General features: G+C 72.2%; 14 protein-coding genes. 6 read left to right on the top strand and 8 right to left on the bottom strand.

Translation table 11 applies throughout. The features are described from left to right. Positions 1-37: 37 nt before the first annotated feature. The 4 genes from ACWD02_RS24780 to ACWD02_RS24765 all read right to left on the bottom strand — a co-directional run bounded on the left by ACWD02_RS24780 (position 38) and on the right by ACWD02_RS24765 (position 6,538). Positions 38-1,291: a beta-ketoacyl-[acyl-carrier-protein] synthase family protein gene (locus tag ACWD02_RS24780; RefSeq protein WP_451214617.1), complete on the bottom strand. Its 1,254-nt coding sequence runs from the start codon at positions 1,289-1,291 to the stop codon at positions 38-40. Then, on the bottom strand, positions 1,288-1,551 hold the full coding sequence (locus ACWD02_RS24775) for an acyl carrier protein (protein WP_451214616.1): 264 nt from the start codon (positions 1,549-1,551) through the stop codon (positions 1,288-1,290). Before ACWD02_RS24775 ends, ACWD02_RS24780 begins: the two co-directional genes overlap by 4 nt. Positions 1,552-1,599: 48 nt before the next feature. Then, positions 1,600-4,143 carry an aminotransferase class III-fold pyridoxal phosphate-dependent enzyme gene (locus ACWD02_RS24770; RefSeq protein WP_451214615.1) on the bottom strand — a complete coding sequence of 848 codons (2,544 nt, stop codon included), beginning with the start codon at positions 4,141-4,143 and terminating at the stop codon, positions 1,600-1,602. Between the two features lie 73 nt (positions 4,144-4,216). Continuing rightward, complete coding sequence (locus tag ACWD02_RS24765) at positions 4,217-6,538, bottom strand: hypothetical protein (RefSeq protein ID WP_451214614.1); 2,322 nt, start codon at positions 6,536-6,538, stop codon at positions 4,217-4,219. Positions 6,539-7,136: 598 nt separating this feature from the next. Here ACWD02_RS24765 and ACWD02_RS24760 point away from each other — a divergent pair. Continuing rightward, positions 7,137-8,207, top strand: a complete 1,071-nt coding sequence (locus tag ACWD02_RS24760) for a saccharopine dehydrogenase NADP-binding domain-containing protein (protein ID WP_451214613.1) — start codon at positions 7,137-7,139, stop codon at positions 8,205-8,207. A 77-nt stretch (positions 8,208-8,284) separates the two neighbouring features. Here ACWD02_RS24760 and ACWD02_RS24755 read toward each other — a convergent pair whose 3' ends face one another. After that, a complete protein-coding gene (locus ACWD02_RS24755) occupies positions 8,285-10,630 on the bottom strand; it encodes an MMPL family transporter (RefSeq protein ID WP_451214988.1) in 2,346 nt (781 codons plus the stop codon). Positions 10,631-10,803: 173 nt separating this feature from the next. Here ACWD02_RS24755 and ACWD02_RS24750 point away from each other — a divergent pair, with 173 nt between their 5' ends. After that, a complete protein-coding gene (locus ACWD02_RS24750) occupies positions 10,804-11,433 on the top strand; it encodes a TetR/AcrR family transcriptional regulator (protein WP_451214612.1) in 630 nt (209 codons plus the stop codon). Between the two features lie 19 nt (positions 11,434-11,452). On the opposite strand, the gene ACWD02_RS24745 is transcribed toward ACWD02_RS24750, so the two are convergent. Both ACWD02_RS24745 and ACWD02_RS24740 read right to left on the bottom strand, forming a co-directional pair. After that, on the bottom strand, positions 11,453-12,178 hold the full coding sequence (locus ACWD02_RS24745) for a GNAT family N-acetyltransferase (RefSeq protein WP_451214611.1): 726 nt from the start codon (positions 12,176-12,178) through the stop codon (positions 11,453-11,455). Between the two features lie 186 nt (positions 12,179-12,364). Next, complete coding sequence (locus ACWD02_RS24740; RefSeq protein WP_451214610.1) at positions 12,365-12,787, bottom strand: nuclear transport factor 2 family protein; 423 nt, start codon at positions 12,785-12,787, stop codon at positions 12,365-12,367. Positions 12,788-12,880: 93 nt separating this feature from the next. Here ACWD02_RS24740 and ACWD02_RS24735 point away from each other — a divergent pair, with 93 nt between their 5' ends. The 3 genes from ACWD02_RS24735 (at position 12,881) to ACWD02_RS24725 (ending at position 15,283) form a co-directional block, all read left to right on the top strand. Then, positions 12,881-13,684 (top strand): MOSC domain-containing protein, encoded by an 804-nt coding sequence (locus ACWD02_RS24735; RefSeq protein WP_451214609.1) that lies wholly within the window; start codon positions 12,881-12,883, stop codon positions 13,682-13,684. Next, positions 13,681-14,406 (top strand): HNH endonuclease family protein, encoded by a 726-nt coding sequence (locus tag ACWD02_RS24730; protein WP_451214608.1) that lies wholly within the window; start codon positions 13,681-13,683, stop codon positions 14,404-14,406. The genes ACWD02_RS24735 and ACWD02_RS24730 overlap by 4 nt, the downstream gene beginning before the upstream one ends. 133 nt (positions 14,407-14,539) lie before the next feature. Next, a complete protein-coding gene (locus ACWD02_RS24725; RefSeq protein WP_451214607.1) occupies positions 14,540-15,283 on the top strand; it encodes an N-acetyltransferase in 744 nt (247 codons plus the stop codon). A 37-nt stretch (positions 15,284-15,320) separates the two neighbouring features. Here ACWD02_RS24725 and ACWD02_RS24720 read toward each other — a convergent pair whose 3' ends face one another. Further along, the gene (locus ACWD02_RS24720) at positions 15,321-16,094 is read right to left on the bottom strand and encodes a hypothetical protein (RefSeq protein ID WP_451214606.1); all 774 of its coding nucleotides are present in this window, start codon (positions 16,092-16,094) and stop codon (positions 15,321-15,323) included. Positions 16,095-16,298: 204 nt separating this feature from the next. Between ACWD02_RS24720 and ACWD02_RS24715 the strand changes: the two genes are divergently transcribed. Next, complete coding sequence (locus tag ACWD02_RS24715; protein WP_451214605.1) at positions 16,299-18,434, top strand: HsdM family class I SAM-dependent methyltransferase; 2,136 nt, start codon at positions 16,299-16,301, stop codon at positions 18,432-18,434. Positions 18,435-18,516 lie beyond the last annotated feature (82 nt).

Below are 18,516 nucleotides of genomic sequence, written 5' to 3'. Positions count from 1 at the left end.
ACGGCGGACCCGCGGACGAGAACCGGTCGCTCCAGTCCTACTTCAGCCGCCGGAACACGAGCACGACGTTGTGCCCGCCGAACGCGAACGAGTTCGACAGGACGGTGTCGACGTCGGCCTCCCTGCCGCCCGCGCCCACGACGTCAAGGCCCAGCGCCTCGTCGGGAACATCGAGGTTGGCGGTCGGCGGGATCACACGATGCACGATGCTCTGCACCGCGGACACCGCCTCGATCGCACCGGACGCGCCCAGGGTGTGCCCGGTGAGCGACTTCGTGGCCGTCACCGGAATCCGCCGAGCCGCCTCGCCCAACGCCAGGTGAAGAGCCGCCGCCTCCCCCGCGTCATTGAAGGACGTGGCCGTCCCGTGCGCGTTGACGAGGGACACGTCCTCCGGGGTGAGCCCGGTGGAACGCAGGGCCGCGCCCACCGCCTTGGCCGCCCCCGAGCCGTCGGGGCGCGGCGCGGTGATGTGGTACGCGTCCGAGGAGCGCCCGTAGCCGCTGAACTCCGCCAGCGGCACCGCGCCGCGCGCCGCCGCGTGACCCGCCTCCTCCAGGACGAGGACGGCGGCGCCCTCGCCGAGGACGAAGCCGTCCCGGTCGGCGCTGAACGGGCGGCTGGCCCGCTCCGGCTCGTCGTTGCGCTTCGACAGCGCCCGCATCTTGGCGAAGCCGCCGAGCACCGACTCGATCACCGGGGCGTCGGTGCCCCCGGCGATGACGACGTCGGCCTCGCCGCTGGTGATCATCTGGTGGGCGGCGACGAGCGAGTCGGCCGCGGAGGCGCAGGCGGTGACCGACGCGCTGCTGGGCCCCGTCAGGCCGTACTTGATGCCGATCCAGGCGGCCGAGCTGTTCACCATCGTCGCCGGGATGAACCGCGCGGACAGGCCGCGGTAGCCGCCCTTCTCGTAGGCGGCGCGGAGATTGTCCTCCGTGCTTCCGCCGCCGCCCACTCCGGAGCCGATGACCACGCCGATCCGGTCGGTGTCCTCGGCGGCCAGGTCGAGCGCGCTGTCGCGCAGGGCCAGTTCGGCCGCCGCGGTGGCCAGCTGGGTCGCCCGGTCGGTGATCCTTTCGGTGCGCCGGTCCGGGGCGAGATCCTCGGGCAGGTCCACCTCGCCGGCGATCCGGACGGGCATGGACGCGGCGACGAAGCGGGTGATGGGCCGTATCGCGCTGCGGCCCTCCATCTGGGCCACCTGGAAGTGCTTCGCGCCGATGGCCAGCGGCGTGACCGGGCCGATGCCGGTCACGACCACGCGGCGGGAGGACCCGGGCCCGGTCACGCGGCGGCCTCGGAGGTGGCGGTGCTGCCGTGCTCCTCCAGGTAGGTGACGACGTCCTGCAAGGTCGTGAGGTGTTCGAGGGCGGTGTCGGCGACCGCGGCGCCCAGGTGGGACTCCAGGAGGGAGACGAGCTCGACCATGTCGAGGGAGTCGAGGCCCATGTCCTCCTTGAACCGTGCCTTGGGGCCGATCTCCTCGGGGAGCAGGCCGAGCCGGTCGACGAGGTAGTCCGTCATCTGCTGCTGAAGGGTGTTGCTCATGGTGGCTGTTCCTTTCACAGGTCCAAGAAGGGGTGTACGGAGCGGAGTTCAGGAGGCGGGCGACACGGCGGGCTGCCGGTAGGCGCCCAGGTCGGCGTGGAGCGCGAGGCCCTGGCACACCTCGGCGAACGCGTCGACGAAGCGGTCGGCCTGGGCCGTGTCCAGGACGAGCGGCGGCTGGATGCGCATGACGCCGGTGCGGTTGGCGGTGACGAAGGTCAGCATCTTGTGGTCGCGGGCCAGCGTGCCGACGAACCGCAGGCACATCAGGTCGCCGAGCGTCGACTCCATGGCGCGGCCGACGCCGGACAGGGCGCTGCGCAGCTCGTCGGGCAGCCAGTCCACGAGGGTGTGCAGATCGCCGGGGAAGCGGGTGAGCGCCTCGTCGGCGAGCGCCTGCACGGCGCCGGAGAAGTCCCCGTCGAACTCGATGGCGGTCATCATGCCGATGCCGCGCACGTCCTTGACGAAGCCGTACGGGGCGGTCACCTCGCGCAGCCTGCCGCGCAGGTGCTCACCGACCTTGCGGGCGTGGGCGGGCAGGTCGTCACCGGTCAGGACGTCGAGGGTGGCGAGTCCGGCGGCCGCCGCGAAGTTGCCGCCGCCGAACGTCGAGGAGTGCAGCATGGAGCGGTTGGTGGTGCCGTACGCGGCGTCCCACAGGCCGGCGTCGCACAGTGTCGCGCCGATCGGGACGAGGCCGCCGGAGAGGGACTTGGCCAGGCACAGGATGTCCGGCTGAAGGTCGTCGTGGTCGGCGGCGAACAGCGCCCCGGTACGTCCCAGGCCCGTCTGGATCTCGTCGAGGATGAACGCGGCCCCGGCCCTGCGGCACAACTCCCGTGCGGCGCGCAGATATCCGGGCGGCGGAAGAACGACACCGCCCTCGCCCTGCACCGGCTCGACGATGAATCCGGCCGCACCCTCGATGGCCCGCTCCAGGGCTTCGAGATCCCCGTAGGGCACCTCGGCGGTCTCGGGGAGCAGCGGGCCGAACGGTGCGCGGTGGCCGGCGCGGCCGGTGACGGAGAGGGCGCCGAGCGTCTTGCCGTGGTAGCTGTTCTCCGTGTGGACGAGGCGGCTGCGGCCGGTGCCGGCCCGCGCCAGCTTGAGCGCCGCCTCGACGGCCTCCGTACCGGAGTTGCTGAAGAAGACCCGCTCGAGGCGGCCGGGGGAGACGGCGCTGAGCCGCTCGGCGAGCTCGGCGGAGTGCGTGGGCATGGAGACGTACTGCACGAAGGTCGGCGCGGACGCGTCGAGGAACTGCCGCAACCTGCCCGTCACCTCGGGGTGGTTGTGGCCGAGGTTGAGGCAGCCGTACCCGGCGATGAAGTCGAGGTAATCGGTGCCGTCGGCGGTCGTCAGGGTGGCGCCGTCGCCGCCGGTGAAGACCCGGTCGAGTCCATGGGCGGCGAAGAGGCGCGCCATGGGCGGGTTCACGTGCTGCTCGAAGCGGCGCGGGGTCTCGGTGGCCGTGTCGGGCGCGGGCGCCGGGGACGCGGATCGGGCGGGGCGGTGGTGGCGGGCGAGCCGTTGAACGTCGTCGTCGTGGACGGTGCGCCCGAAGGAGGCGAGCGGTGTCGGCCTGAAGCCGTGCCGGGCGGCGAGGGCGCCGATGGTGCGCACCCGCTCCAGGTTCAGCTCGCGGCCCAGCGAGAAGGACTCGGCGCGGCCTTCGAGGGCGAGCACGATGGTCTCGGCGAGGCAGCCGTTGAGCTGCTGGGCGGGCGCGGGCAGCGAACCGTCGCCCACCTGCACCTCGTCCGACGCGCTGACCAGGCCGCCGTCGATGACCAGGACGTCACTGCCCGGCGCGGGCGGCTCGGCCACGTCGCGGGGCAGCGCCACGTCGACCACGATCGATCCCGGCCGCAGCGCGGCGGGGTCGACCAGGCCGCCGACCGAGGAAGCGGTGACGTGGAGGAGGGTCTCGGCGGTGCACTCGGCGACGTCCCCGACGATCCGCACCCGGTCGTGGTGGACCGGGTCCAGGTGGCGAAGGAGCCGCTCGGGCGACTGCGTGCCGATACGTGCCACCAGGTCGAGCGGGTGACCGTCGCCGAGCAGCAGCTTCGCGATGGCCAGGCCGATGGAGCCGGGGTAGCCGACGACCGCGATCCGCGTGCTCTCGGGGGCGAGCCCCAACAGCCGTACGACGTGGCCGATTTCGGCGTGGGCGGCGTACACGGTCAGGGAGTTGCCGCTGGTGACGGGGACGCCGACCCGTTCGGCGGTCCACAGACCGCGGTCGCCGACGATGGAGGTGGCGCCGCCGAGACCGACGAGCTGCGCGCCCGCCTCCTCGCGCAGCGCGCTGACCTCGGCGACGACGAGGTCCCGTGCGGTGGTCGGCCGGGCCAGCAACTGCTGGGCGGTGTAAGGGAGATGGCGGACCTCGCCGGTCGCGGTGGCGCCGGTGGCGGAGGTCACGGAGGTGAGGAGCGGCACGGGGACGTGGTGGCGGCGGGTGCCGGGCGGCTCGGGTGTGCCGCGGTGGTCGTCGAAGAGGCGGCCGAGCAGGTCGAGGGCGCGGACCTGGTTGCGGTGGCCGGAACTGATGGGGTGAGCGAGGAAGCCGAAGGTGGCCGGCATGGGGAGATGACTCCGATTCGTGGGTGTCAGGAGACGTCTGTGTTCGTGGGCCGTGCGGGCTGGCGGCCCGTGGTCAGCGGGCCGCGCGTGCCATGGCGAAGGTCAGCTCGGGCAGCTCGTCGCGCTGCCAGCCGAGCGAGGAGAGCAGGCTCAGGCCGTCGCCCTCGTTGTTGTGGGAGAGCAGCACCGAGGCGAAGGTGACGGCGGCGCGCTGCTGGAGCAGGCCGCGCAGATCGGTCCGGGCCGCGTCGGTGATGTGCCGGTGCCGGACGGTGAGGTCCCCGTAACGGCGGGTCCACTCGGGTTCGAGGAGCGAGAGCACCTGAGTCTGGCGGCTGGACTCGGCGCCGGTGCGGCCCTCGTGGTAGGTGCGGATGACGGAGTGGCCGCCGTCGACGAGGCGGAAGACGGTGACGTTCTGCCGCAACCGCCGTCCGTAGAGCGCGGATTGCTGTACGAGGGTCGGCGTGATGTCCGGTACGAGCGACGCGGCGCCGTCGCCGATGAACGCGAGGACGTTGTCGTCGCGGGTCAGGGCGATGGTGGGTACGGCCTGCAGCGCGTCGCCCATCAGCGCCCTGCCGTACCAGCCGGAGAAGCCGGGGCCCGTGCGCGGCAGGTTGCGGACGGCGGAGATGCCGCCGCGCCCCACGTCGAAGACGCCCGTGTAGGTGTAGCCGTGCCGGGTGATCAGTGCTTCGAGCACGGTGCGAAGGTGCTGGAAGAAGTAGTTGGCGCTCATCGGGAGCACGGGAAGCTCGTGGATCACGTCGGAGGCGCTGTCGCGGGTGCGTGCGATGGCCTCCCTGCGTACGTCGAGGACGCCGGGCGTGACGTCGAGCCCCTCGCGAACGGCCTTGAGGAAGGCGCGCGCGTCGGCGTGCACGGGATGGTCGGCGTAGGGCGCGAGGTGCGCCCGCTGGTCGCTGACCTGGACGATGCGCAACTGGCGGCCGAGCGTCCGGGGCGAGAAGGGTGTGGCGGCCTCGGCCAGGCGGCTCTTGAGGAAGAACAGGGCCTGTTCGCCGCGCGGGCGCAGCCTGCCGTCCTCGTGCAGATAGGCGTGGACGCGTGAGGAGAAGGCGTACAGGCCGAGGGTGCCCAGATACTCCTCGACCACCGATCCGTCGCGGTGGCGGCCCACGCTGCCGGGCCGGGTGAGGGAGTCGGCGAGGCCGACGCCCGCCCGCGAGGCGATGTCGTGGACCATCCAGGACTCCTCCGCGTCCAGTGATCCGCACTGCCAAAGGAGCCTGCTGGGCTCGGAGTTGACGATGCGGAGCACCGGTTCGAGGTCGCTCTCCTTGACCTGGAGGGCGGCGGTCGCGGGCGGCTCGACGGATTCTGGCCGGTTCAGTTCGGCGGCGGTGCCCGTCGCGTCGAGCACGGCGGGCGTGGCGAGCAGGAAGACCGGGCCGCGGTGCGCGTGATAGGCGGCGTACGCCTCGGCGAGGTCGTCCGCGATGCGTTCCGGGTCGTCGAGATAGACGTACGGGATGCCCTTGGCGGCGAGCACCGCGCGGGAGTCCTCGGCGGCGTGCACCGTCCCCTGAAAGGGGAACCACGCGTCGGGCGGGGTGTCGGCGCAGATGACGAAGCCCCGGGCGCGGGCGTCGCGCAGGTTGGCCAGGGTGCCGCGGAACTCGTCGACCATGCCGCTGGTCACGACGATCACGAACGGCGCCCGGTCCAGTTGCCAGCGCGCCAGCGCCCCCGTGGCCAGGCTGTGTTCGCTCGGCCCGCGAAGCACCGGGTTGCCGGTGGCGGTGGCCAGGCGGTCCAGGTCGGAGATGGTGCCGGAGACCACGGAGCCCGTGTAGTAGTGCAGGCCCCAGGGTCCGTCGCTCTCGGCGCCAGGCTGCCGGCCGAGGAAGTCGTGCAGGGCGGCGGCGAGAGCGGAGGGGCCCTTCTTGGTGGCCGCGCGCAGGGCGGAACCGGTGTGCCGCAGCTGCACGTGGTCGGTGAACGCGCAGATGACGTCGGCCGCGAGGACCCAGGCGTCGGCGGGCAGTGCGCGCAGCACGTAGGGGCGGGCGACCTGGGCGGCGGCGAGGCTCTCGGGCGATGCGCCGACCCCGTAGACGTAGGTGCTGTGCGCGGAGAGCGTGGCGCGCAGCGGCTCGGGCAGCGCGTCTGCCAGTTGGCCGAGGGCCTCGGGGAGCGAGGGGTCGAAGGGGTCGGCGCTCAGGCCCGCTCCGTCGGCGTCGATCAGGACCAGCGAGAGCGCGGCCCCGAGGGGCGATTCCCGGACAGCGCGGGCGGCGGCCGAAGTGCTGTCCGCGGTGACGATCCTTATGTCGAGACCGGGTACGGCACGGTCGAGGAAACGTCGGGATCTGGCCAGGGTCGCACGGTAGGCCGGGGTGTTTATGGAGGGGCCCCGGGACTCTTCCATAAGGTCGTGCAAACCGGTGGAGACCCGCTCGTGGAACTCCGCCCTTTTACTGATGGAGAGGACGAAAAAGCGGTTGCTTAATTGGTCGTCCGATTCTTTTGGTGAGGTCGATGACACCTTTGCTGCTCCCATGCGGGTAAACGGAAAAGGGCATCGCAAAGGCCTTCGTCGCACATGTGAAGACCTCGTGCGAGGGTATCGTGAGGAAGGCGTGCGGCCAGGAATGGGCAGCCTGGAATCAAGGCATCGCAAACTAGGTCAAGAGCGTGCTTGACCTGCACTTATGCAGACGCCTCGAGAGAATTGGAGAAGTCGCGGTCCGACGTGGTCGGTCGTTGGCCTACGACTCGTCGATGAAGTGACACATGTGGGGCCCCCGTTGTCGAACGTAGCCGGGCGTCGTTGCCCGGTTTTCTGGTTCAAGTGTCATCATTCAGCAGCGAAGTTGTTCGGGTCAAGCAGATCAATGGACGCGTCGCGTGATGCGGGTCACGTAATACCCGGAGGTGTCCGGAAGTTGAAATCTGTTCGGTGTCCGGTAACCCGGAATTGATGTCTTCGCTTGCTTCGGCACCGTTCCAATTGATTTCATTGGGTCATGCAGAATTTAACGAAACCGAAGAAGCGGGACGGGAATATCCTGGTGCTCGGCGGTTATGGCGCCGTGGGTCGCGTCACCGCGCTCGACCTCGCGGGCCGGCTGCCGGGCCGGGTGATCGTCGCCGGCCGCGACCGGGCCCGCGCCGTCGAACTCGCCGCCGACTGCGGCGGCGCTCTGCTCCCCGCGCGCGTCGACCTCGCCGACCCCGCCTCACTGGAACAGGCGGTGGAGGGGGTCTCCCTCGTGGTGCTCTCCGTGGAGCCCCGCACCCCGGCCGCACATCCCGCGCGGCTTCTGTTCGAGCGGGGGATCGGCCTGGTCGACGTCACCGCGACGCACGCGCTGATCACCGAGGTCGAGCGGCACGACGCGCTCGCCCGCGAACGGGGCGCGACCGCCGTGCTCAGCGTGGGAGTCGCCCCCGGCCTGACCAACCTGCTGGCCCGCCGGGCGGACGAGGCCGTCGGCGGTGCCGAACGTCTCGACATCTCCGTCGTCCTCGGAGCGGGCGAGGCCCACGGCAAGGACGCGGTGCGCTGGACCGTCGCCCAGCTCATGGACGGGAACGCGGGCCGGGCGCGTCCGCTGCGCGTGGCGACCTGGCCGCCGGGCCGGGAGCGCACCCACCATCCGTTCCCCTTCTCCGACCAGCACACCCTGCGCCGCACCCTCGGCGTCCCGGACGTCACCACCCGCCTCGGCCTCGACTCCGGCGCGCTCACGGGCCTGCTGTTCGGGCTGCGCGGGGCGGGCGTCTTCCGTGCCGCGCGCCGGGCCCGCCTCGACGGGCTGCTCACCGCCTCGCTGACCCGGATCCATCTGGGCGGCGACCGGTTCGCGGTGCGGGTCGACGCGCACCGGGGCGGGCGCCGGGTGACGCGGGCCCTGACCGCCACGTCGCAGTCCCGTTTCACCGGGCTCACCGCGGCGGAGGTCGCGGCGCGGGTGTACGAGGGTGAAGTATCCGCCGGAGTCCGGCACATCGAGGAGGCGGCGGGCCTCGCGGGGGTGCCCGAGGCACTGGCCGCGCACGGCCTGACGGCTTGGGCCGGCGACGCGGGCGCGTAGCCGGCCCAAGCCCGACCGGTTCCGGGGCGACGGGGGAATGGAGTTGCCCGGAACCGGACGCGGTGCGTGGGGGCGGGTCACTCGCCGGCCCCACGCCGATCTGCGGGAGAGCGGTCGATGCCGCCCGCGTGGCTGTCGACGCCGCCCGCGTGACTGTCGACCAGGTCGCTGTCGCCGGCTCCTTCGGCGGACGCGGCGTCCTGCTTCGACCCGGCCGGAGCGCCGCCCGCCAGCTGCGCGGAGAGCCGCTCGCCCTCCATGTCCACGTGCGGCACGGTCCGCTCCAGGAAGCGCGGGAACCACCAGGCGGCCTTCCCGAGGAGGATCATGACGGCGGGCACCAGGGTCATCCGCACCACGAAGGCGTCGATGAACACGCCGACGGCGAGCGCGAATCCGATCGGCTGCACGATCGGGTCGTGGCCGATGACGAACCCGGCGAAGACCGAGATCATGATCAGCGCGGCGGCCACCACCACCCGCGAACCGTCCCGGAACCCGGCGATCACCGCGTCCTTCGCGGCCGCCCCGCGCGAACTCTCCTCCTTCATGCGGGACACGAGGAACAACTCGTAGTCCATGGCGAGCCCGAAGAGCACCCCGATCAGCAGGATCGGCAGGAAGCTCACCACCGGCCCGACCTTCGGCACCGCGATGAAGTCCGAGAGCCAGCCCCACTGGTAGACCGCCACCACGGCGCCGGCGGAGCCCGCGATGCTCAGCAGGAAGCCGACGACGGCCTTGAGCGGGACGAGCAGCGAGCGGAACGCCAGCGCGAGCAGGATGAGCGAGATGCCGACGATCACCGCGAGGAACGGCGGCAGGGCGTCGCTCAGCTTCTTCGACACATCGATGTTGGCCGCGGTGGTGCCGGTCACCGTGAGCTTCATCCCGGCGTCCGCCGCCGCGCGCTCACCCTCGTCCCTGATGTCCGCGACCAGATCCTCGGTGGCCCGCGAATCGGGGCCGCCCTCGGGGATCACGGGGATCGCGGCGAGCTGCCCCGTCTTGTCGACGGAGGGCGGAAGCGGCGTCGCCACACCGGGCAACTGGCCCAGCGTCTGCGCGAGTTGCTTGACGCCGCCCTCGGACAGCGGGGCGGAACCCTCGGCCTCGGCGACCGCGATGAGGGGTCCGTTGAACCCCTGCCCGAATCCCTCGCTGACCAGGTCGTACGCCTGACGTGCCGAGGTGCTTTCGGGGTACGAGCCGTTGCCGGGGAGCCCGAGTCGCAGGTCCTTCGCGGGGATGGCCACCGCGCCGATGCCCACCAGGCAGGCGATGAGCACGAGGACGGGCCGCCGCGCGACACCACGCACCCAGCGCTCGCCCGCCGAGAGCTTCCCCCTGCCGGGCCTCTGCCCCTCGCCCGGCTTCTTCTTGCCGCCGCCGAGCCCCGGCAGACGCAGCCGGTCGACCGAGCGGCCCGCGTACCCGAAGAGGGCGGGCAGCAGCGTGACGGCGACGAGCATGGCGATGATCACGGCCCCGGCCGCCGACAGGCCCATCACGGTCAGGAACGGCACCCCGGCCACCGCGAGCCCGGCGAGCGCCACCACCACGGTCGCCCCGGCGAAGACCACGGCGCTGCCCGCCGTGCCGCCCGCCCGCGACGCCGCTTCCCGCGGCTCCATTCCCTCGGCGAGGTTCTGCCGGTGGCGGGAGACGATGAACAGCGCGTAGTCGATGCCGACCGCCATGCCGATCATCAGGGCGAGGACCGGCGCGGTGGAGATGATGTCGTACGAGCCGGTCAGCGCGAGCAGCCCCGCCATGCCGAGGCCCACGCCGACCAGGGCGCTGAGCAGCGGAAGACCGGCGGCGAGCATCGACCCGAAGGTGACGAGAAGGACGAGCACCGCGACGCCGACGCCGATGGCCTCGCCGCCCTCCACGGTCACCGTCGGCGTGTAGGCGTCGCCTCCGAACTCGACCTGTACGCCCGCCTTTTCGGCGTTCTCGGCGGCCGCGCGCACCGCGTCACGCGGTCCGTCGCCGAGGTCGTGCAGGCGGGTGTCGAACACCACCTGCGTGAGGGCGATCCGCCCGTCCTTGGACACCGCCTGCGCGGAGAACGGCTCGATGACCTGGGCGACGCCGTCCGCCTTGCCGATGGCCGCGGCGGCGGCCGAGACCGCCTCGCGCCGCTCGGGCGTGGTGAGCGACTCGCCTTCGGTGGCGGCGAAGACGACCTGCGCCGAGGCGTTCGCGTACTCGGGGAGGCGGTCGGAGATGCGGTCGATGGTGGTCTGGGCCTCGGTGCCCGGCACCTTGAACTCGTCGGTGGTCTTGCCCGAGAACGCCGCCGCGAGTCCGCCGACCGCGAGCAGCAGGACGAGCCAGACGGCCACCACGGCATGTCGGCGCCGATAGCAGAGCCCGGCCAGTCGGTAGAGGAGCAGGGCCATGGGAGGTGCCTCCATCACACGGGGTGCGTACGTGCGTAAGTGCGTACGTGGCGCGGGGCCGGGAGAACAGCCCTTCGCCTGCCTACGCCGACCACCATACGCGGAACTTTGTCACCTGACAAAGTCGACTGACGAAGTCGTACGTCAGGGTCGACTGATTGAGTCGCTCCCACCGATACTCTGGGGCCATGGCTCACATCCCCGCCGCCGAGCGGCGTCCACAACTCGTCCAAGCCGCCATCGAGCTGATGGCCCGCGAGGGAGTCGACGCCGGATCCACCCGTGCCATCGCGGCCGAGCTGGGCGTGGCGCAGGCGACGGTGCACTACACCTTCGGCACCAAGCGCGATCTCTACCGCGCGGTCATCGAGCAGATGACCGTCGAGCTCGTCGAGCTGGTGCGTGGCGCCGCCCCCGAAGAGGAGGAGGGGCCCGCCGACTTCGAGCGGGCCATGCGGCGGATGGCCGAGGCGCTGTGGCAGGCGCTGCGCGAACAGCCCGGCCGCTTCCGGCTGTTCATCGAGCTCACCACGTACGCCGTGCGCAACCCTGACCTGCACCAGCTGCTCCGCCGCCACCAGCGCGACCTGGAGGAGACGGCGGCGGAGCTCATCGCGGGCGTCCTCGCCCTGACGGGCGGCGCCCACGCGGCCGAACCCCTGGTCGTCGCCCGCTTCTTCCTCCAGGGCTTCGACGGCCTCTCGCTGCGGCACCTGGTGATGGGGGACGGCAAGGGCGATTCGACGGCGGCCGCGGACTCCGCGGCCGACCTGGAGCGCCTCTTGGATGCGACGCTGAACCTCACGCGCGGCAAGTAGGCATGGTCATGGAGCGGGATTACGCGTACTCCCGTACCAGGAGCTTGAGTCCGGGGGCGCCCAGCAGCGCGTCGAACTCCTGCCCCCGGTAGTCGGCGCGTACCTCGAACCCGGCGCGCTCCCACGTGCGCTGGGCCCGGGAGTTGCCGTAGAGGCAGAGAACCTGCGCACAGGCGTAGCCCTGCTCGCGTCCGAGGTCCAGGGCATGGTCGAGCAGGGTCTGCACCACGCCGGTGCCCCGGAACTCGGGGACGACGGCGACGTTCTCGATGCCCCAGGCGCCGGCGTAGTCCGCGGGCAGACAGGACCGGAAGATCCGCTGGCGTTCGTACACGTCCTCGAAGGCGGCCGTGCCGGGCCAGTCGGCGGTAGCGGCGAGGGCGGCGCACTGCTCGCCGATCGCGGCGTGCCCCTCGGTGGCGGGGTCGTAGGCGGTGAGGGCGCCCACCGGGCGGGGGCCCGTGTCGCCCGCAGCCTCCGCCACCCAGAAGCGGGACAGGTGGCACCAGTGCGTGCGGGGTGAGAGGGCGAGCGCGCGCAGGATCTGCCGGGTGACCTCGGTCCGTTCACCGAGGAGCGGCTCCCAGCAGCAGCGGTCCAGGTGGGACGTGGCGGCGGTCTCCATGACCCCGACGACGAAGTCGAGATCGGCGGGTACGGCGGGGCGCACCGTGACCACGGGGGCCGGGGACGTCCGGGGGATCCCCGGGGGGCGGGTGCTCTGGGCGCTTCGGGTGTTCCGCACGATGACCACCTGTTTCCGCAGCTCTGGCTGCCCATGTCCTGGTGGGGGTCTATTGGCTCCCTGTTGTGACGGTAGACGGCACTTGTTCGTTTGACCAAGTCATGTGAACCGATTTCGGCCGTACGGGGTAACGGGCTCCCGCCCCACGTGAGTTGCGGGCGAGGCATCTCGGGGGCGCGTGGTCCCTCAGGAAGCGCAGGCGTCGGCGATCGACCGGCTGTTCTCGTAGAGGTGGTGCCGCGTGACCCGACCGTCCTCGACGGTCAGGCGCAGGGCGAAGGGGCCGTCGAAGGACTTGCCGGTGTCGCGCACGGTGCCCCACAGCCGGCCGAAGATCACGGCATCGGTGCCGTCGACGAGCAGGGTGTCGACCGTGGCCCCGGCCTTCTCCGGCACCGTGTGCGCGGCGAGTTCGGCGGACTGGGCGGCGCACTCGGCGGCGGTCGACCGCGGCCGGATCCACGGCACGCCCGGATTCTCGGCGAGCATCCAGTCGACGTCGTCGGCGAAGAGCGCGGTGAGCCCCTCGGCGTCGCCCGTCAGCCTGCACTGGAGGAAGGCCTGGACGGCGGCGCGAGTGGCGTCTTCGGTGGTGGGTGTGACGGTCATCTGCTGCTCCTCGGTCGGCTTCCCTGCGGTACGGCCCATACTCCCGCGGGGCCGGGGAGGGGTCGATTACGCCGGAGGTAATGCCGCGCACAGGTGCCGCGTCCGCCTCGCCGCCCGGCGGGGACGTTATGGTCTAAACCAGTCACTCGGTACGGTGGCGGTGAGAGACGCGAGCGCGTGAGTCAGGGGAGGGGAAGTGCCGTGGGGCTTGGGGCGGTTGTGGGGCTCGGCTGTTTTCCGGTGAAGTCGATGCTGGGGGAGGAGCGCGAGCGGCTCGTCCTCGACGAGCGGGGCGTGGCCGGTGACCGGCTGTGGGCCCTGCGGCACGAGGACGGGAAGCTGGGGAGCGGCAAGAACAGCCGCCGGTTCCGGCGTACGCCCGGAATGCTGGAGTACACCGCCGCGTACGAGGACGACGGCGGCGACCCCGTCGTCACCACCCCGGACGGCGAGATCCTGCGGCCCGGCGACGCGCGCATCGGCGAACTCTTCGGCGCGGACGTCGAGTTGGCGCGCGAGGCCGAGGTGAGCCATCAGGACGCGGGCGCCGTCTCCCTCGTCGGCACCGCGTCGCTGCGCGCGCTCGGCGAGCTGCTCGGTGACTCCGACCCCGTCGACGTACGCAGGCTGCGCAAGAACATCGTGGTCGGCACCGATGAGCCGTGGATCGAGGAGGACTGGGTCGGACGCGAGATCGCCTTCGACGGCGGCCTGCGCCTGCGCGTCGTCGAGCGCGTCGAGCGCTGCGTCATGACCACCCAGGCCCAGCGCGGCCTCCCGGCCGACAACCGCATCCTCAAGACGCTCACCGCCTCGCGCGGCATGTGCATCGGTGTGTACGCGGACGTCGTGACACCCGGCACGCTCGCACTGGGCGCGGAGGTGACCGTCCGGTGAGCGGTCCCGGCAAGGGAGTTCACACCGCGCTGCTGCTCGCACTCGTCGTCACGGGATCGGTCACCGGCTGCACCCCGGAGGAGGAGCCGAGCGGTTCCTCCGGGCCCGGCACGGGGGCGGGCCCCGCGCTCGCCGCGGTGGACACGCTCACCGTCAAGGGCCGCGCGCCCAAAACGGGTTACGAACGGGACCGCTTCGGCAGTCCCTGGGCCGACACGGACTCCAACGGCTGCGGGACCCGTGACGACATCCTCAAGCGCGACCTGGAGGACGTGAAGTACCGCGACGGCGACTGCGAGGTGGCTTCCGGTGAGCTCTCGCCGGACCCGTACACCGGCAAGGACGTAACGTTTGTGCGCGGCCGCAGCCAGGTCGACATCGACCATCTCGTGGCCCTCTCGGACGCCTGGCAGAAGGGCGCGGGCACGTGGGAGCCGAGCAAGCGCATCGCCTTCGCCAACGACCCGCTCAACCTCCTGGCGGTCGACGCGGGCCCCAACCGCGGCAAGGGGGACGGCGACACGGCCACGTGGCTGCCGCCGGACAAGGGTTACCGGTGCGCCTACGTGGCGCGGCAGGTGGCGGTCAAGAAGAAGTACGAGGTGTGGGTCACCGGCGCCGAAAGGGACGCGATGAAGCGTGTCCTGGCGGGCTGTCCGCGGGAGAAGCTGCCGGTGGGTGAAGGGCCGACGGCCGCGCCCGGACGCTTCCACGCGCGCTGAGCGGGCGCGCGCGCCGGAAGTCGACCGGCTTCGGGTGCCGGAAGCCGATCGGTTTCGGGCGCCGGAAGCCGACCGGCTTCGTGCGTCGGAAAACCACTTAACAGGCGGGCCCGCGCCCGCTAGCGTCCCCGGCATGGACCTCAAGATCACGACGCTGGCCGAGCGGCCCGAACTCGCCGGACCGCTCTGGGCGATGGACGACACCTGGCCGGAGTTCATCGGGAACGACCCCATCGCGTGGTCGATGATCGGGCGGATCGTCAAGGACTTCCCCGAGTACGTCCTGGTGGCCACGGACGAGCGGGGCACGGTCGCGGCCAAGGCGTTCAGCGTGCCGTTCGCGCTGGACGCCGACGGGCGCCGGGAGCTGCCGGACGGCGGCTGGGACCAGGTCATGCTCTGGGCGTTCTCGGACCTGCGGCACGGCAGGAAGCCGGACACGGTGAGTGCGATCGAGATCACCGTGGCCACGGAGTTCCTCGGGCAGGGCGTCTCCGGGCGGATGCTCGCCGCGATGCGCGAGAACGCACGCGCGCGTGGCTTCGCGGAGGTCGTCGCCCCGGTCCGCCCGAACGCGAAGCACCTCGAGCCCGCCGCGCTGATCGACTCGTACGCGGTCCGCAAGCGGGACGACGGGCTGCCCGCCGACCCGTGGCTGCGGGTGCACGTGCGGGCGGGCGGCACCATCGAGAAGGTGGCGCACGCGTCGATGACGGTGTCCGGTTCGCTCGCGCAGTGGCGGTCGTGGACCGGGCTGCCGTTCGACACCGCGGGACCCGTCGAGGTGCCGGGCGCGCTGGTGCCGGTGCTCTGCGAGCCCGAGCGCGGCTACGCGGTGTACGTGGAGCCGAACGTGTGGGTACGGCACGTGCTGTGAGCCCGCGCCGCACCACGGTCGACGTCGGACGGGCGGGTCAGCCCGCGAGCTTGTCGATGTCCATGACGTCGCCCGCGGGCGGTGTCGCGTCGACCGGCTTGTCGAACTCGCCGAACGCCAGGCTCTCCGGCGTCTTGGCGGTCTCGTTCACGACCTTCAGCAGATACGGCTTGCCCTCCGTGGCGACGTAGAGGGTGTACCGGTCGGTGCCGTCGTTCTCGGTGAGCGTGAGGGCGGGCGTGCCGTCGACCGTGGTCGTCTTGCCCCTGCGCGCGGCGGAGTTGACGTCCTTGAACTCGGCGAGCAGCACGTCCAGGTCGCAGAACGAGGCGATGTCCTTCGCGTCGGCGCCGGTCGCGGAGGTCTTCACCCACCGGCCCGCGAGCATGTCCACGGCGGCGTCGGTCTCGGCCGCCGGCTGCCCCTTGCCCTGGGCGCGCAGGAACTCCTCGTCGTACTTCATGTACACGGTGCGCGCGGTCGTGATCAGGTCGAGCGAGCCCTCCCCGCCCATGCCCATCGTGCCCGCGCACTGCCCCTTGGTGTCGAAGGCCATGTCCAGCTCGATGGTGCCGGTCTCGTCGGGGACGCTGCCCTTCACCTTGAGGGACGAGGCGTCGGTCGTCGCCTTCACCGCCTTGTCGACGATGTCGGGCCCGGACATGCCGGGGAAGGGGCCCGTCTCCTTCTTGGCCTCCTCCACCTTCCCCTGCTCCTTCTTCTTGGAGCCGCCTGTCTCGGTGCCGCAGGCCGTCAGGCCGACGGTCGCGGCGGTGGCCAGGCAGACAGCGGCAAGAGTGGTACGTCGCATGAAGATCCCCCCACGGGAACTTGGAACTCTGAGGTGCTGTGACATCTCAGCAGAGGTTGTGAACCGAGTCAACATGAGTTCACGTTGACAGTCGGTTAACGCCCGTGAATGCGGGCGTGTGGCACGCGGTGGGTATGCTCGGCGCCACAGCGCCGCGCCGGGGCACGTGTGCGGCGGGACAGCGGGACCGAGGGGAGCCAGACGGTGGGGGACAAGTCGGCGCGGGACAACGCGACAGAGGTGACCGCCGCCGGGATCGCCAGGCTCGCCGGTGTCGGCCGGGCGGCCGTCAGCAACTGGCGCCGCCGCCACCCCGACTTCCCCAAGCCCGTCGGGGGCACCGAGACCAGTCCCTCCTTCGCGCTCGCCCAGGTCGAGGAGTGGCTGCGCGCCCAGGGAAAACTGGGCGAGCTCGGCGAGGTGCCGCTGAAGGAACGCGTCTGGCAGCACCTCGCGGGTCACCCCGCGGGCCCCGTCACCGCGCTCCTCCACGCGGGCTGCGCCCTGCTCCTCGTGCACGACCGCCACCCGGACTGGCTCAAGGTGAGCGCGGTGTCGGACGAACGGATGGCGCGGCTGCTCCCGGCCGCACTCGAGCAGGTCGTCACCCCGCGGTTCGGCAAGCCCCCGGCCGCCGCGACCGGCCCGCTGCGGGCGGCGGTGCGTGTCCCGGACGCGGGTCAGCTCCTGCCCTCCGTCCCGCTGCTGCGCGGCGCGGCCGAGCTCGCCTCCGAGCTGGGAGCCCGGCAGACGTACGAGTTCCTGATCGGGCGGTACATCGACGCCAACCCCCGGCAGTACACGCTCACTCCGGCCGGGCCCGCCGACCTGATGGCCGCGCTCGCGGGCCCCGCCCCGACCGTGCTCGACCCCGCCTGCGGGACCGGCGCCCTGCTGCGAGCCGTAACCCCCCGCCCGGACCAGCGCCTGTACGGCCAGGACAGCGCCCCCGAACTCGCCGCCCTCGCCGCGCTGCGCCTCGCCCTGCACTCCGACGCCACCGTGCGCGCCGCGGCCACCGACACCCTGCGCGCGGACGCCTTCGGCGAGGAGCGGGCCGACGCCGTGCTCTGCCACCCGCCGTTCAACGAGCGCAACTGGGGGCACGACGAACTCGCGTACGACCCCCGCTGGGAGTACGGCTTCCCGGCCCGTACGGAGTCCGAACTCGCCTGGGTGCAGCACGCGTTGGCCCGCCTCAGGGACGGCGGCACCGCCGTCCTGCTGATGCCGCCCGCCGCCGCTTCCCGCCGCTCCGGGCGCCGGGTGCGCGCCGACCTCCTTCGCCGTGGTGCCCTGCGTGCCGTGATCGCGCTGCCCGCGGGCGCCGCGCCCCCGTACAACATCCCGCTGCACGTCTGGGTCCTGAAGAGGCCGGTTCCCGGCGCGAAGAACCCGCCCGAGCTGCTCCTCGTCGAGACGGCGGGGCTCTCCGCCGCCGACGGCAGGGACCGGCAGGCGTGGCGTCCGGTGCAGGACGCCGTGGTGGATGTCTGGCGGAGTTTCGACCGGCACGGCACGGTCGACGAGCGGCCCGGCCTCGCCCGCTGCGTGCCGGTGCTCGAACTCCTCGACGACGAGGTCGACCTGGCCCCGGCCCGCCGGCTGCCGCCACCGGCCGCGGGCGGCGGTACGGAGGAGCTGGCGGCCGTCCGTGAGCGGCTCGGGGAAGCCGTGCGGCGCACGGGAGACCTCATGCCGTCGCCCGCGAAGCCGGGCGACGCGGAACACTGGCCGGTGACCACCGTGGGCGAACTGGCACGCGCGGGCGCCCTGTTGCTGCATACGGGGACGGGGACGGGGACGGGGCCCGGTGCTGCCGCCCCCGGCGTCACGCGCGTCCTCACCGAGCACGACGTGCTGGCCGGGACGGAACCCTCCAAAACCCTCGACCCGTCGGCCGATCCGGCACCGGGAAGTGCCGTGGACCAGACGGCGGACTCCGTCGTCACCCGGCCCGGCGACGTCGTCATCCCCGTCTCCGGCGGCGGCACCGCGGCCCGCGTCATCGACGAGAGCACCGCGGGCGCCGCGCTCGGCCGCGGGCTCACCCTCCTGCGGCCCGATCCGGCCGCCCTCGACCCGTGGTTCCTCGCCGGTTTCCTGCGCGGCACCGCCAACAACCGCCAGGCGAGCAGCTACGCGTCCACCGCGGCCCGGCTCGACGTCCGCAGGCTGCGGCTGCCGCGCCTGCCGCTGGAGGGACAGCGCGGCTACGGCGAGCGGTTCCGCGCGCTCGCCGCCTTCGAGGACGCGCTGCGTCTCGCGGGCAGGCTGGGCGAGCAGTTGGTGCGGGGTCTGCACGACGGACTGACGGACGGCACGCTTCCGCCGGAATGAGCCGACCGGGTTCCGGCCGGGCGCGTGATCGGGCCGCGATCAGGACGTGACCAGTACGGCAACGGTTCGGTACAACCCGGGA

The organism is Streptomyces sp. NPDC002853, assembly GCF_053591915.1.
The sequence above is the reverse complement of the archived record's forward strand: the minus strand, read 5'-3'. Positions and strand labels throughout refer to the sequence as shown.

What these genes read in the sequence shown, in the direction of transcription:
- ACWD02_RS24740 (WP_451214610.1), bottom strand. Translation starts at nt 12,787, where the DNA reads ATGACCGTCACACCCACCACCGAAGACGCCACTCGCGCCGCCGTCCAG.
- ACWD02_RS24775 (WP_451214616.1), bottom strand. Translation starts at nt 1,551, where the DNA reads ATGAGCAACACCCTTCAGCAGCAGATGACGGACTACCTCGTCGACCGG.
- ACWD02_RS24760 (WP_451214613.1), top strand. Translation starts at nt 7,137, where the DNA reads ATGCAGAATTTAACGAAACCGAAGAAGCGGGACGGGAATATCCTGGTG.
- ACWD02_RS24770 (WP_451214615.1), bottom strand. Translation starts at nt 4,143, where the DNA reads ATGCCGGCCACCTTCGGCTTCCTCGCTCACCCCATCAGTTCCGGCCAC.
- ACWD02_RS24750 (WP_451214612.1), top strand. Translation starts at nt 10,804, where the DNA reads ATGGCTCACATCCCCGCCGCCGAGCGGCGTCCACAACTCGTCCAAGCC.
- ACWD02_RS24755 (WP_451214988.1), bottom strand. Translation starts at nt 10,630, where the DNA reads ATGGAGGCACCTCCCATGGCCCTGCTCCTCTACCGACTGGCCGGGCTC.
- ACWD02_RS24765 (WP_451214614.1), bottom strand. Translation starts at nt 6,538, where the DNA reads ATGGAAGAGTCCCGGGGCCCCTCCATAAACACCCCGGCCTACCGTGCG.
- ACWD02_RS24725 (WP_451214607.1), top strand. Translation starts at nt 14,540, where the DNA reads ATGGACCTCAAGATCACGACGCTGGCCGAGCGGCCCGAACTCGCCGGA.
- ACWD02_RS24720 (WP_451214606.1), bottom strand. Translation starts at nt 16,094, where the DNA reads ATGCGACGTACCACTCTTGCCGCTGTCTGCCTGGCCACCGCCGCGACC.